Consider the following 14,188-nt stretch of genomic DNA (forward strand, 5'->3'; position numbering starts at 1 on the left):
GCGGCGGCCGGGTGTCGCTCACCCCGATGTTGCTCCGATCGAGTCCCGCGAAGGGCTTGCACACCGGTTCGCGGCTTCGGAACGTGACTGCGGTTCACCGTCCGACGTCCCCCGCACCGGGGGCTGGTCTCCACGCCGGAACCGGACTAATGTGCACCGCTAACAGCAATTCCGGGCAACAGGGAGGTGGCCAGTAAATGTCCCTGGCGCCGGTGGAAATCTGAATTCCCGAAATTGATCATGAGGGCTTGTTGGCGATTCATGATCCTTTTCTTGTCCCCGGTGCCGGTGTTCGCTGCAATGGACTCGCATTTCCGCGAGGGAGGTCGCGTATGGATATCGTCGTCAAGGGCCGCAACGTGGAGGTTCCGGAGCACTACCGGCAGCACGTGAGTGAGAAGCTGGACCGGCTCGAACGATACGACCGCAAAGTCATCCGCTACGAAGTGGAGCTTTTCCACGAGCGCAACCGACGTCAATCCAAGAACTGCCAGCGTGTGGAAATAACGGGCAGGGGCAAGGGTTCTGCCATGCGAGCGGAAGCGAGTGCGGGCGATTTCTACGCCGCGCTCGATGCCGCGGTGAGTAAGCTCGAGAACCGGATGCGCCGGGCGCACGACCGCAGAAAAGTACATTACGGGCGGCGCGTTCCGGAATCGGTTGCGGAAGCCACCGCGGGCGGGTCCGACGGCCGGTCGGGCGGCAGCGCGACCGCTGTCATGGAAGCACCTGCAGAGTCCGGGGACATGATGAACGGCGTGGCCATGTCGTCGGCAGCGGACACGGTCAGCGCGGACGGCGCCATCAGGCTCCCGTCCCAGCGACTCGACGACGGATTCGACGACACGGAGTCCGTCGACCGCGGCGATACCGGCGATGAGTACGAGCCCGGCCGTATCGTGCGCGAGAAGCAGCATTCGGCGAAGCCGATCACGGTCGACGAGGCCCTCTCCGAGATGGAGCTCGTCGGGCACGATTTCTATCTGTTCAACGACGCCGACGCGGGCAAGCCGAGCGTCGTCTACCGCAGGAAGGGATTCGACTACGGAGTGATCCGGCTGGGCTGATCCGCCGACCGGGCGTCCGTTCCGCACTGGCCCGCGCACACCTCGTGTGCGCGGGCCACTGCCGTGTCCTGCCGGTGTGTGCCCGGTGTGCCACTTTCGTCGCTGCCGGTGCACCGGCTTGCCGAGCCGTGTGCGCACGGGGCTGCGCATTCCCTACGATGGACAGTGCTGCGTGGTCGCGGGTGTGTGCGAAACGCCGGCCGCCGCGCGGCGGACTCGGCTGCCCAGGCGCGGGCCGGGGTGGCGCACGAGAAACCGAACCAACAAGCGAGGTCGACCCGGATGCTTCTGAACCGCCTGCTCCGTGCGGGCGAGGGCAAGATGGTGAAGCGGCTCAGCCGTATCGCTGCGCACATCAACTCCCTCGAAGACGACGTCACAAGCCTCTCCGACGCCGAGCTGACGGCCAAGACGGACGAGTTCCGCAAGCGGAGTCAGTCCGACGGCGAGTCGCTCGACGACCTGCTGCCGGAAGCGTTCGCGGTCGCGCGGGAGGGTGCCCACCGGGTTCTGGGCCAGCGCCCCTACGACGTCCAGGTGATGGGCGGTGCCGCGCTTCATCTCGGCCAGGTCGCCGAGATGAAGACCGGTGAAGGCAAGACGCTCACCTCGGTCCTGGCGGTCTACCTCAACGCCATCTCCGGCAAGGGCGTCCACATCGTCACGACGAACGACTACCTGGCGAAACGTGACGCCGAGTGGATGGGCCGCGTCCACCGCTTCCTCGGCGTGAGCGTGGGCTCGATCGTCGCCGACATGCCGCCGTCGCAGCGCAAGGAAGCCTACGACTGCGACGTCACGTACGGCACGAACAACGAGTTCGGTTTCGACTACCTGCGCGACAACATGGCGTGGAGCCTCGACGACTGTGTGCAGCGCGGGCACAACTTCGCCATCGTCGACGAGGTCGACTCGATCCTCATCGACGAGGCGCGTACGCCGCTGATCATCTCGGGCCCGGCGGACCAGTCGTCGCGCTGGTACGTCGAGTTCGCGCGCATGGCGCCGCTGATGCAGAAGGACACCCACTACGAGGTCGACGAGCGCAAGCGCGCGGTCGGTGTCACGGAGGCGGGCGTCGAGCTCGTCGAGGACCAGCTCGGTATCGACAACCTCTACGAGGCGGCCAACACCCCGCTGGTCGGGTTCCTCAACAACGCCCTCAAGGCGAAGGAGCTCTACAACAGGGACAAGGAGTACATCGTCCGCAGCGGTGAGGTCATCATCGTGGACGAGTTCACCGGCCGTGTCCTCGCTGGCAGGCGCTTCAACGAGGGTATGCACCAGGCGATCGAGGCCAAGGAAGGCGTCGAGATCAAGGCCGAGAACCAGACGCTCGCCTCGATCACGCTGCAGAACTACTTCCGCCTCTACGAGAAGCTCTCCGGTATGACGGGTACCGCCGAGACCGAGGCGGCGGAGTTCCACCAGACCTACAAGCTGGGCGTCGTGCAGATCCCGACGAACCGGCCGATGATCCGTGCCGACGAGTCGGACCTGATCTACAAGTCCGAGCAGGCCAAGTTCGAAGCGGTCGCCGAGGACATCGCCGAGCGGCACGAGAAGGGCCAGCCGGTGCTGGTCGGCACGACGAGTGTCGAGAAGTCCGAGCACCTGTCGAAGCTGCTGCTCAAGCGCAGCGTCCCGCACGAGGTGCTGAACGCCAAGCAGCACCACCGCGAGGCGCTCATCATCGCCAAGGCGGGTGAGCGTGGCGCGGTCACGGTCGCCACGAACATGGCCGGCCGCGGTACCGACATCGTGCTCGGCGGCAACCCGGACATCATCGCCGATGCGACGTTGCGGGATCGCGGGCTCGATCCGGTGGAGAACTCCGAGGAGTACGAGGCCGCCTGGCCGAAGGTGCTCGAAGAGGTCACCGCGGAGGTCAAGTCCGAGGCGGATGCCGTGCGTGAGGCGGGCGGCCTGTACGTGCTGGGCACCGAGCGGCACGAGTCGCGGCGCATCGACAACCAGCTGCGTGGTCGTTCCGGTCGACAGGGCGATCCCGGGTTGTCGCGGTTCTACCTCTCGCTGGGTGACGAGCTCATGCGGCGGTTCAACGCCGCGATGGTCGAGACCGTCATGAACCGGCTGAACCTGCCCGAGGACGTGCCGATCGAGCACAAGATGGTCACCAAGGCCATCAAGAGCGCTCAGACGCAGGTCGAGCAGCAGAACATGGAGATCCGCAAGAACGTCCTCAAGTACGACGAGGTGCTCAACCAGCAGCGCAAGGTGATCTACGCCGAGCGCCGTCGGGTGCTCGAGGGCGAGGACCTGCGTGAACAGGTGCAGCGCATGCTCCGCGACGTCGTCGCCGAGTACGTCAAGGGCGCGACCTCCGAGGGGTATGCCGAGGACTGGGACTTCGAGCAGTTGTGGACGGCGCTGAAGACGCTGTACCCGGTGTCGCTGGACTGGGAGCAGCTGGTCGAGGACGACGAGGACCTCAGCCCGGAGCGACTGCGGGAACTGTTGCTCGAGGACGCCGTCGCGGCCTACGACGCGCGCGAGGCCGAGCTCGAGACGACCGTCGGCGAGGGCGCCATGCGCGAGCTCGAGCGGCGGGTCGTGCTGTCGGTGCTCGACCGCAAGTGGCGCGAGCACCTCTACGAGATGGACTACCTCAAGGAGGGCATCGGCCTGCGTGCGATGGCGCAGCGCGATCCGCTCATCGAGTACCAGCGCGAAGGCTACGACATGTTCTCCGGCATGCTCGAATCGCTCAAGGAGGAGACGGTCGGGTTCCTGTTCAACCTCGAGGTCGAGCAGCCGCAGCCGGACGCCGATGCTCCTTCCGCGGCCGAGACACCGGTTTCCGGCGACCCCCAGGGCACGGCGTCGCGACAGGGCACGGCGTCGCAACAGGGCACGGCATCGCAGCAGAGTGGCGGGTCGCGATCGGGCAGGCACGCCAAGCCTGCGCCGGCGCAACCCACGTCCGAGTCGTCTGCGCCGGCCGCCCTGCAGGGCAAGGGGCTCGACGGCGCTGCACCGCAGGGCCTCACGTACTCGGGACCGTCCGAGGACGGCGGTGTCGAGGCGCGTGGCACCGAGGCCGCCAAGCAGAAGAACAGCGCCGGAGGCGGCAGTCGTCGCGAACGGCGCGCCGCCGCACGGCAGGAAGCCAAGAACAACAAAAAGTCCGCCAAGAAGTGAGTGAAGGTTCTGGTCGGCCTGCGTTGCGGTGCCGGTAGCAGAACCTCAGCGCGCCCTGCCCCATCGCCTTGAGTGGGGCCTGCCGGAGTAGTCCGGCAGGCCCCACTCAATGGGTCGGCGGGACGTCTGGTCAGGCGCCCTGCCGCGAGCGGTTCGTCAGGTCGTTCCCGGGTCGAGCACGGCGAACTGGGTGCAGCACCATTGCCGGGCGCGGCGTTCGAAACGTGCAGTCACCGCCGTGATCCGGGTGCGCGCGTGCACGGTCGCCGCGACTTCGAGCGAATCGTCGGACGCACGGCACAGATGTGCGGACTGCAGTTGGTAACGCGGCCGGTTCCGTGGTTGATCGCTGCGCATTCGTTCGGCCAATTCCGGCGACAGCCACGGTGTGAGCTGCGCTGCCGCACGCAGTCCGGCGTGGACTTCGAGAAGTGCACCCAGTATGTGTTCCACCTGTTTTTTCGTGATGTCCTTGCGTGGCCTGCTTCCGGTTCGCTGGTCGGGAATTCCGCTCAACAGGGCCGCAGTGGTGGCGTCGGGCAGCGGATTCAGTCCGGTGGGATCCGCCGTTCCGGGGCGCCGGGATTCGTAGTCGGCGATCGGCTCGATACTCGGACGTCCGGGCTGAGTAGTCGTACTCATTTTTCCTCCACGTAATTCTTCCCGGTTTTTGCGAGCTCGTTCGTGCCCGCTACGGAATAGAGGTTCGCGAAGTCGTGACGGATTCTGAAGACGCCCGGTTTGATGTATTTGAAGAAAATTCCTGCGAATGTCGCCGTGATCGGCTAGGGCCCCGTCGGGTTACGCTCTGCGGTGTGACCGGATCGGATAGCGACGGACCGGCGCTGAACGGGATCGTGCTCGACTACGCGGGCGTGCTCACCGACAGCGGCGGAGAGAACCTGCTCGAGCTCGTGGACATCGCACGTGCGCACGGAGTGCGTACCGCACTGCTGTCCAACGCCGTGGGCGGCGGCTCCGTCCGGCGTCGGCTGGCAGAGCGGTTCGACGATCTCGTGTTCTCCGGCGAGGTCGGTGTGATGAAGCCGGAGCCCGAGGTCTTCCTGCTCACCGCCGAGCGGCTCGGTCTGCCGCCGGGTTCGTGCGTGTTCGTCGACGACGCCCCCGGCAACGTGTTCGGTGCGGTTGCAGCGGGAATGGTGGGCGTCCGGCACAACTCCGTGGGGGAGACGATCACCGAACTGCTGGCTCTGTTCCCCGACCTGCCGGACTGAACGCGGACGGCGTCGCTCAGGCGGCGTGGCCGCGGCGCACCAGGTCGAAACAGAGCACGGCCGCGGCGGCCGACACATTCAGCGATTCGACGTCGCCGGGCATGGGGATCGACAGCCAGCTGGCGACGTAACTCGCGACGTCGGGGTCCACGCCCTCGGTTTCGCCGCCGAGTACGAACGCCGACCGGGTGGGCAGCTCGGCGTCGAACAGCGGCTCGGTCTCGCCCCGAGCCGTGCCGGGAGGCGTCGCGTCCGTCGAGCCGAGCGCGTACACGGCGAAGCCCGCGTCGGTGAGCTGTTCGGCCGCTTCGAGCGCGGTGCCGGTGCGCAGCACGGGCGCGCGGAACGCGACCCCGGCGGAAGCCTTGACCACCAGCGGGTCGAGCGCGGCGACGCCCTTGCGCGGGACGACGATGCCGCCGAGGCCTGCCGCGGTGGCGGTCCGCAGGATCATGCCGACGTTGGCCGGCGTCGTGATGCCGTCGAGCAGCAGCAGCGGAGCAGGCGGATTGCGGTCGGTGAGCGCCTGAGCGAGCGGCCGCATGCGCGGGGCGACGACGTCGGCGAGTACGCCCTGGTCCTGCTTGCCGTTACCGGCGAGCACCTTCACGCGGTGGGCGCTGGCGCGTTGCACGTCGACGCCCGCCCCGGTCGCGGCCTGCCGGATCTCCGAGACGGCGGGGCCGGTCGCCGTGTCGGCGAGAATCACCTTGTCGACCTCGAGTTCCGGGTCGGCGAGCGCTTCGAGGACGGGCTTGCGGCCGTAGACCGTGAAGAACCGGTCCTTCGGAGATACAGGGTGCGAGTCGGTCACGCTCGTGAGTGTTCCACGTGCCCCGCAGGCCCTCTGTGCCAGGATCGAGGCATGCCCGACCGTCTCCCGGCTCCGGATGCCTACCTGCTGTACGGCGAACAGACCTCGACGCCGATGCACGTCGGCAGTGTCGCCGTCTTCGAGCGGCGCAGCGGTGGTCTCGATTTCGACACCGCGTTGCAGGTCATCGGGCAGCGGCTCGACTACCTGCCCCGCTATCGCAAGCGGTTGCTGCCCGTGCCGGGACACCTGGCGCCGCCGGTGTGGGCCGACGACGTCGATTTCGACCTGAGCTACCACGTGCGCCGGTCGGCGCTGCCCGCTCCCGGCAGTGATCATCAGCTGTTCGACCTGGTCGCCCGGCTGATGCAGCGGCCGCTCGACCGGGAACGTCCGCTGTGGGAGGCGTACTACATCGAGGGACTCGAAGGTGACCGTGTCGCGCTCGTCACGAAGGCGCATCAGGTGCTCGTCGACGGGGCACGCACGGTCGACCTCGCTCAGGTGCTGCTGGACGCGGGCGCGGGGGCTCGCGCCCAGGGGGCGGCCGAGTGGACACCGCGCCGGTTGCCGGCGTGGCCACAGTTGGTCGCCGACGCGCTCACCGGTGCCGCGGCCCGGCCACGGGACCTGGTCGAGAACGTGCGGTTCCTGGCACGGGACGTCGTGTCGAGCGTCGGCCGCACCGCACACGCGGCGGGTTCACTCGCCGCTGCCGCGCGGTCGGCGACCGGCCCCGCGCCTGCGGCACCGGCACGGCGGCTCAACTCGCGGGTCTCCGGCGGGCGGGTGTTCGCGGGCGTACGCACCGAGCTGGACTCCTTCAAGCGCATCCGCTCGGCCCGCGACTGCACGGTCAACGACGTCATTTTCACGGTGCTGACCGGTGCGCTGCGGAAGTGGTTGGAATCGCGCGGCCAGCACGTGCAGTCCACCGCATCGGTGCGCGCGCTCGTGCCCACGGCGGTGCAGCCCGAGGACGCCGAGTTCTCGCCCGCGGAACTGACCACGAGCAGACTGGTGCCGTATCTGATCGACCTGCCGGTCGGAGAGCCGGACCCGGCGATGCGGCTGCAGCATGTCGCCCACGAGATGGACGGACAGTTCGGCTCGGACCGGCCGGTGACGGCCCGGGCAATGGTGAAGATGGGAGGATTCGCACCCGCGACGATGAACGCGCTCGCCGCCCGCGTCGCCGGTTCGGTGCCGCGGCGCGGGTTCAACGTGCTCATCGCCAACACGCCGGGCCCGCAGGATCCGCTGTACGCCGGTCCGGGACGGTTGTCGGCGATCTACCCGGTGTTACCACTCGGGCGCGATCAATCGCTCGCGGTGGGCGTCACTTCGTACCAGGGTGATGTCTACTTCGGACTGAATGGTGACCGGAAGGCCATGCACGACGTCGACGTCCTCGCCGACATGATCGAGGAGTCGCTGGAAGAGCTGAGGGGTAACAAATGGTGAGGGTGTACGTACCCGCGACGATCGGCATGCTGCGGCATCTCGTCTCCGATGGGCAGCTGACCCCCGTGCGGGGGACGGCGTTCTCGCTGACCCCGGCGTTGCGCGAAGCATACGTCAGCGGGTCGACCGAGGAGCTGGAATACGCCGCGTTGCTCGACGCCGCGCGGGCGTCGCTACGGCTGCTGGCCTCGCACGACGACGCGGAGGCGGACTCGGGAGCGGGGATCGACGAGAAGGAGCCGCCGCGCCGGGTGGTGATCGCCGCGGACGTCGAGGACTCCGACGTCACCGAGCGGCCCGACCTGGACAGCGCCGTGGTGCGCGTCGCGGGGGCGGTGACGATGGACGACCTCGCGGCGGTCCACGTCGATGGAGTGGATGCCGAGCAGGCCGTGCTGGCCGCGGCCGACGCGATCGACCGTGCCGACCTGGGCGACCTGGACGCGGATTTCGTGCTGGGAGAGGCCGAGGACCACGAGCTGGCCTGGTACGCGCCGCAGGAGGTGCCGTTCTTCCTCGAGCTCCTGTGACCGGAGCTGCTGTGACCGTGTTGCGCCCTCCGGAGGCCGTGTTGCGGTTTCCGGGGCCCGTGTTGCGGTTTCCAAGGCACGTGTTGCTCCCTCCCGTCGGCCCCGGGCTGACGCGGGACTGCGCGCCGGGACGGGGTCTCCGGCCGGCCGGGGTCGATCCGTACCGAACGGATGTTGCGCCTGTTCTCCCCTCGAGGCCCGGTGCGGCGGCAGAATCGGCACCGGAGATGTGAACCCGCCCACAAGGCAGCAGAGGAGAGCGTCATGAGCACCATGGACGCCGTGACATCCGTACCGGTGCCGGCCAACGAGCCGGTGCACTCGTACGCACCCGGCAGTGCCGAGCGGGAAAGCCTGCAGCGCAGGCTGGCCGAACTCGAAGGGCAGAAGGCCGAGCTGACCCAGACGATCGCCGGTGACCGCCGCATGGCGGGCGGCGACCGGTTCGACGTGGTCCAGCCGCACGACCACGCCCACGTGCTCGGCGTGAGTGCGCAGGCCACGCGTGAGGACGTCGGCGCTGCCGTGACAGCGGCGAAGGACGCGGCCCGCGAGTGGAGCGAGCTGCCGTTCGACGAGCGGGCCGCGGTCTTCCTCCGCGCCGCCGACCTGCTGGCAGGGCCCTACCGCGACACGATCAATGCCGCGACGATGCTCGGGCAGTCGAAGTCGATCCAGCAGGCCGAGATCGACGCGGCGTGTGAGCTGATCGACTTCCTGCGGTTCAACGTCCACTACGCGCGGCGGATCCTCGCCGAGCAGCCGAACTCGGTGCGCGGCGTGTGGAATCGTATGGAGTACCGGCCGCTCGACGGTTTCGTCACCGCGATCACGCCGTTCAACTTCACCGCGATCGCGGGCAACCTGCCGAGCGCGCCCGCGCTGATGGGCAACACGGTGGTGTGGAAGCCGACGCCGACCCAGCAGCTGGCTGCGCACTTCACGATGCGGGCCTTCGAGGAGGCGGGCCTGCCGCCGGGTGTGATCAACCTGGTCACCGGCGACGGCCAGGCGGTCAGCGACGTCGCGCTGACCGATCCGGGGTTCGCGGGCCTGCACTTCACCGGGTCGACGGCGACGTTCAAGAAGCTGTGGCGCACGATCGGCGACAACCTCGACTCCTACGGCTGCTATCCGCGGATCGTCGGCGAGACCGGGGGCAAGGACTTCATCGTCGCCCACCCCAGCGCGGACTCCGACAAGGTTGCGGCGGCGCTCGTGCGCGGCGCGTTCGAATACCAGGGGCAGAAGTGTTCCGCGGCCTCGCGGGCCTACCTGCCGCGGTCGCTGTGGGAGGGCGGCCTGCGGGAGCGCGTCGCCGACCTGACCCGCAGCGTCACCTACGGGGACGTGGCGGACCTGTCGAACTTCGGCGGCGCGGTCATCGACGCGCGCGCGTTCGCCAAGCACCGGGAGCTGCTGTCGGGTGTGGACGGAGACGCCGAGCTCGAGGTGCTCGTCGGCGGCGGGTGTGACGATTCGGTGGGCTACTTCGTCGATCCGACGGTGCTGGTCACGACGAACCCGCAGCACGAGGTGATGTCGACCGAGTACTTCGGCCCGATCGTCGCCGTGTACGTCTACGACGACGCCGAGTACGAGCGGGTGCTCGAACTGTGCGACACGACCGCCGCATACGCGCTGACGGGCGCGGTGTTCGCCGACGATCGCGGCGCGATCGGCCAGGCACACCGCGTGCTGCGTCACGCGGCGGGCAACTTCTACGTCAACGACAAGCCCACGGGTTCGATCGTCGGGCAGCAGCCGTTCGGCGGTGCCCGCGCCTCGGGCACGAACGACAAGGCCGGGTCGATGTTCAACCTGGTGCGCTGGGCCAGTCCGCGTTCGGTCAAGGAAGCGTTCGACGCCCCCACGACCATCGGTTACCCGCACATGGGTTGAGGACCGCGACTGCACCTTCCCGCGTGTCCTGCACTCAGGCTCGCGTGTTCTGCACTCAGCACCGCGTGTTCTGCTCCCACCCGTTGCCCGGCCACCGCCCCTCGATCGGCGCGCCGACGGGCGACGCCGCTTCGCGCGTGCGTGTTCCCGGTGCAGGCTCGCCGGGCAGACGAAAGCCCCGGGTCTTCGCGTGAAGGCGGAAGCCCGGGGCTCGTCGAATGCCGGAGTTCAGCGGGAGCGCGTCAGTTCGGCATGCCGCCCGACGGCATCTCCTGCACCTGGTCGGCGGGAGGTTCCTCGACGTTCACCGGAGCGCCCCAGTCGGAGTAGGTCGACTCGACCTGCATGCCGCCGTTCGCCATCTGCGGGTTGCCGCCGGCCTTCTCGGCGAACTTCTTCATCATCTCGCCCATGTCCATCGTCACCTTGACCGGCAGGTCCTCGCCGTTCAGCCAGATCTCCATGGGGACCGTGGCGTCGACGTCCTCGAGCATGCCCTGGCTGGTGCCGGTCATCTGGTCCATTTCCTCGGCGAGCTTCTTGAAGTCGAGGTCGAGGGTGTAGTGCGTGGTCTCCTGACCGTCCAGCGTGGTCCGTTCGCTGCCGGTGATCTCGCCGGCCTTCTGCGCGAACTCGAGCATCTTGGTCGGGTCGTTCATCTCGGCGCCCTGCGCGCCGCCCTGACCGAGCGCGTCGAGGTCCCCCTTCATCCAGGTGCCGCCCATGTTCATGTACATGGTCTGGCCGATGATCCTGGTCTCGATCTCCTGGCCTGCGCCCGGCATCGACATGGTCATGGCGACCTTCGGCTCGTCGCCGAACTCGCCCTCGCCGGTGTAGGAGATCTCCTGGCCGCCGACCGACATCGTTCCGGTGAACTTGGTCGTCTTCTCCGTCGAAGTGCTCTGCGACGCGGTGTCGGCCAGCGTGCTGGCGTCCTCGAACAGGTTGCCGACCGAGGCACCGTTACCACCGTTGCCCTCGGCCGAGCCACCGCTGCCTGCGGCGTTGTCGTCGCCACCGCCGCAGGCGGACAGGGTGAGCACCAGGGCTGCGGCCCCGGCCACCAGTGAGGTTTTGCGCATGTGAGATCCCCAAAATCGTCGCTGCAGTCGTTTCCGTGCGCTGCGTTTTCACTTCGATGCGCGCATCACAATAGCGGTTCCGTGTCCCATGCCACGTCGTGTCGGCGGTTTCTCGTGACCTTCCCCGCACGGAGAAAACGGGGCGTGACAGGGCAGCGACGGAGGGTCAGGTGTCGAGCCCCGCGCGCGACGCCAGGAGCCGCCGCAGGGACGCCAGTCGCGCGCCCGCTCCCTCGACGTCGTCCAGGGAGCAGTCCGGATCCGCAGGCGGGCCGAGGTGGCCGCAACCCGAAGGGCATTCCTCCGCGGCTTCGGCGAATCCGCTGAACGTCCCCACGATGTCGTCGGGCGTCACGTGCGCGAGCCCGAACGAGCGCACCCCCGGGGTGTCGACGACCCAGCCCCTGTCGTCACCGGGCAGCGGCAGTGCGATCGCGCTCACCGACGTGTGCCTGCCCTTGCCGACGGCGCTGACCTCCGCCGTGGCGAGGCCTGCCTCCGGTACGAGCCGGTTGACCAGGGTGGACTTGCCGACGCCGGAATGACCGACGAGCGCCGACACCCGCCCGGACAACTGCGCGACGAGCTCGCCCACATCGCCGTCACGGCTGGTCACGACGGCCGGTACCGCCAGCTCGGCGTATTCGGCCAGCAGTTCGCCGGGATCGGCGAGGTCGGCCTTCGTCAGGCACAGGACCGGGTCGAGCCCGCCCGTGTAGCAGGCGACGAGACACCGGTCGATGAACCCGGTGCGCGGTGGTGGATCGGCGAGGGCCGTGACGATGAGCAACTGCTCGGCGTTGGCCACGACCACGCGTTCGTACGGGTCGGTGTCGTCGGCGGTCCGCCGCAGCACGCTGGTGCGCTCCTCGACGCGCACGATCCGCGCGAGGCTGTCGGCCCGGCCGCTGACGTCGCCGACGAGGTGCACCCGATCGCCGACGACGATCGGTGTCCTGCCCAGTTCTCGGGCGCGCATGGCGGTGACGGCGCGATCCGGATCGGAGTCGACGGCGCACCGCCAGCGGCCACGGTCGACCGACGTGACCATCGCGGGCACGGCGTCGGCGTGGGTGGGACGGCGTTTGCTGCGCGGCCGGGTGCTCTTTCCGGGGCGCACGCGCACGTCGCTCTCGTCGAGACTGCGCCAGTCGCCACGGGCCACGGACGTCCACCTTCCTGCCGGTTCGCCTGTCGAGGACACGAGCCCGCCTCCGGCACGCGCGCGGCGTTGCCGCCGGGTTCGCCTGTCGGGTAATGATCCCTCATGGGTCTCGCCCGGCACCGGCAGCCGTGCCACGCTGGGTGAGGAGTCCGTCTGACGAACACAGGGAGACGCCATGTGCGGCCGTTACGCCGCCACGAAGAGCCCGGCCGCGTTGATGCAGGAGTTCGAGGCGGCCGACGGCACGGAGGGGCACGCACCCACGGAGAACTACAACGTCGCGCCGACCAAGAACGTGGTCGGTGTCGTGGAACGTCATCCTCGTGACGCCGAGGGCAACGTCGACACCGAGGCGCAGGCCGAACGCGTGCTGCGGGTGCTGCGGTGGGGTCTGGTGCCGTTCTGGGCGAAGGACGCCGCCATCGGCAATCGCATGATCAACACGCGCGCGGAGACGGCTGCGGACAAGCCCGCGTTCCGCAAGGCGCTGTCGCGGCGCCGCTGCCTGATCCCCGCCGACGGCTGGTTCGAGTGGAAGGTCGGACCGGTCCCGGAGGGGCAGCCGAAGAAGAAGGCACCGAAGGAGCCGTTCTTCATGACCGGCAGGGACGGCTCGTCGCTGGCGTTCGCGGGCATCTGGGAGACCTGGCGCGACCCGAAGGGTGAACCGGACGCACCGCCGCTCGTGACGTGCTCGATCATCACGACCGAGGCGCGTGGCCAGCTCACCGACGTCCACGACCGGATGCCGCTGTTGCTGACCCCGGACCGCTGGCACGACTGGCTCGACCCCGACCGAACGGATGTGACGTCGCTGCTCGAACCTCCGGGCCTCGACGTCGTCGACGCGCTCGAACTGCGCCCGGTCTCGACGCTCGTGAACAACGTGCGCAACAACGGCCCGCAGCTGCTCGACCGTGCCGAGCCGGCGGTCGAGCTCGACCCCGACCGCGCTGCGGAGCCGGATGACACTGCGGAGTCGGGGGATGCTGCGGAGCCGGGGGATGCTGCGGAGCCGGGGGATGCTGCGGAGCCGGGTGACGCGGGGTCGGAGGCGGCGCTGTTCGACGTGCCGGGTGCGCGATGACCACGGCCGACGTCGACACCCCGCACGGTCCGGCCCGGGTGGAACTGCATCTCGCCGACGAGGCGGGTGCGGGACTGCTGCTCGGGCACGGCGCGGGAGGCGGGATCGGCGCGCCGGATCTCGTCGCCGTCGCAGGAGCGGCGCGGAAGCAGGGCGTGCACGTGGCGCTCGTGGAGCAGCCGTACCGCGTGGCGGGACGGAAGGCGCCCGCGCCTGCGAAACAGCTGGACGCGGCGTGGCTGGCGGTCGTCGAGGAGCTGTCCGGCCGATGGTTCGAAGGCCTGCCGCTGGTGTTCGGCGGGCGGTCGTCGGGGGCCAGGGTGGCGTGCCGGACGGCCGAAACGGGGCAGGCCGATGCGGTGCTGTGCCTGGCGTTTCCCGAGCATCCGCCGGGCAAGCCCGAGAAGTCGCGGCAGGGCGAACTCGACGGCGTCGGCGTTCCCACGCTCGTGGTGCAGGGGGACAAGGACCCGTTCGGCAGGCCGGAACCGGGGCCGCACCGGGAGATCGTCATGGTGCCGGGTGATCACAGCCTGAAGGCCGACCTCGACGGAGTCGCCCGTTCGACCTCCGAGTGGCTCGCCCGGGTGACCCGCCCCCTCGTCTCCTGACACGCACCGCAGCGACCCGGCTCACCGTGGACGCCCCAAGGTGCCCTTCGGGGGACGTAGCGGTGG

The 14,188-nt window shown here is 68.9% G+C and carries 12 protein-coding genes; 8 read left to right on the plus strand and 4 right to left on the minus strand.

Features of this window, described 5'->3' with window-relative positions; translation table 11 throughout:
* Positions 1-332: 332 nt before the first annotated feature.
* On the plus strand, positions 333-1,067 hold the full coding sequence (hpf, locus tag LY41_RS09685; RefSeq protein ID WP_253863534.1) for a ribosome hibernation-promoting factor, HPF/YfiA family: 735 nt from the start codon (positions 333-335) through the stop codon (positions 1,065-1,067).
* A gap of 282 nt (positions 1,068-1,349) precedes the next feature.
* Positions 1,350-4,229 (plus strand): preprotein translocase subunit SecA, encoded by a 2,880-nt coding sequence (gene secA, locus LY41_RS09690; RefSeq protein WP_253863535.1) that lies wholly within the window; start codon positions 1,350-1,352, stop codon positions 4,227-4,229.
* Positions 4,230-4,385: 156 nt separating this feature from the next.
* Here secA and LY41_RS09695 read toward each other — a convergent pair whose 3' ends face one another.
* Positions 4,386-4,871, minus strand: coding sequence for an Rv3235 family protein (locus tag LY41_RS09695; protein WP_253863536.1), 486 nt, complete (start codon positions 4,869-4,871; stop codon positions 4,386-4,388).
* 173 nt (positions 4,872-5,044) lie between these two features.
* On the opposite strand from LY41_RS09695, the gene LY41_RS09700 reads away from it, so the two are divergent.
* A complete protein-coding gene (locus LY41_RS09700; RefSeq protein WP_253863537.1) occupies positions 5,045-5,464 on the plus strand; it encodes an HAD-IA family hydrolase in 420 nt (139 codons plus the stop codon).
* A 16-nt stretch (positions 5,465-5,480) separates the two neighbouring features.
* On the opposite strand, the gene LY41_RS09705 is transcribed toward LY41_RS09700, so the two are convergent.
* Complete coding sequence (locus tag LY41_RS09705; protein WP_253863538.1) at positions 5,481-6,278, minus strand: TrmH family RNA methyltransferase; 798 nt, start codon at positions 6,276-6,278, stop codon at positions 5,481-5,483.
* Between the two features lie 51 nt (positions 6,279-6,329).
* Here LY41_RS09705 and LY41_RS09710 point away from each other — a divergent pair, with 51 nt between their 5' ends.
* From LY41_RS09710 to pruA, 3 genes are all read left to right on the plus strand, one after another.
* Positions 6,330-7,742, plus strand: coding sequence for a wax ester/triacylglycerol synthase family O-acyltransferase (locus tag LY41_RS09710; RefSeq protein WP_253863539.1), 1,413 nt, complete (start codon positions 6,330-6,332; stop codon positions 7,740-7,742).
* Positions 7,739-8,272, plus strand: coding sequence for a DUF6912 family protein (locus LY41_RS09715; protein ID WP_253864066.1), 534 nt, complete (start codon positions 7,739-7,741; stop codon positions 8,270-8,272). Before LY41_RS09710 ends, LY41_RS09715 begins: the two co-directional genes overlap by 4 nt.
* A 273-nt stretch (positions 8,273-8,545) precedes the next feature.
* Positions 8,546-10,174 carry an L-glutamate gamma-semialdehyde dehydrogenase gene (gene pruA, locus LY41_RS09720; RefSeq protein ID WP_253864067.1) on the plus strand — a complete coding sequence of 543 codons (1,629 nt, stop codon included), beginning with the start codon at positions 8,546-8,548 and terminating at the stop codon, positions 10,172-10,174.
* Positions 10,175-10,416: 242 nt separating this feature from the next.
* Here pruA and LY41_RS09725 read toward each other — a convergent pair whose 3' ends face one another.
* The gene (locus LY41_RS09725; protein WP_253863540.1) at positions 10,417-11,259 is read right to left on the minus strand and encodes an SCO4651 family lipoprotein; all 843 of its coding nucleotides are present in this window, start codon (positions 11,257-11,259) and stop codon (positions 10,417-10,419) included.
* A gap of 166 nt (positions 11,260-11,425) precedes the next feature.
* Positions 11,426-12,424 carry a ribosome small subunit-dependent GTPase A gene (rsgA, locus tag LY41_RS09730; protein WP_253863541.1) on the minus strand — a complete coding sequence of 333 codons (999 nt, stop codon included), beginning with the start codon at positions 12,422-12,424 and terminating at the stop codon, positions 11,426-11,428.
* Positions 12,425-12,599: 175 nt separating this feature from the next.
* Between rsgA and LY41_RS09735 the strand changes: the two genes are divergently transcribed.
* Both LY41_RS09735 and LY41_RS09740 read left to right on the plus strand, forming a co-directional pair.
* Complete coding sequence (locus LY41_RS09735) at positions 12,600-13,511, plus strand: SOS response-associated peptidase (RefSeq protein ID WP_253863542.1); 912 nt, start codon at positions 12,600-12,602, stop codon at positions 13,509-13,511.
* Positions 13,508-14,122 carry an alpha/beta hydrolase family protein gene (locus tag LY41_RS09740; RefSeq protein WP_253863543.1) on the plus strand — a complete coding sequence of 205 codons (615 nt, stop codon included), beginning with the start codon at positions 13,508-13,510 and terminating at the stop codon, positions 14,120-14,122. The genes LY41_RS09735 and LY41_RS09740 overlap by 4 nt, the downstream gene beginning before the upstream one ends.
* Positions 14,123-14,188: the final 66 nt, after the last annotated feature.

The organism is Prauserella halophila (genome assembly GCF_024171895.1).
GTDB lineage: Bacteria > Actinomycetota > Actinomycetes > Mycobacteriales > Pseudonocardiaceae > Prauserella > Prauserella halophila.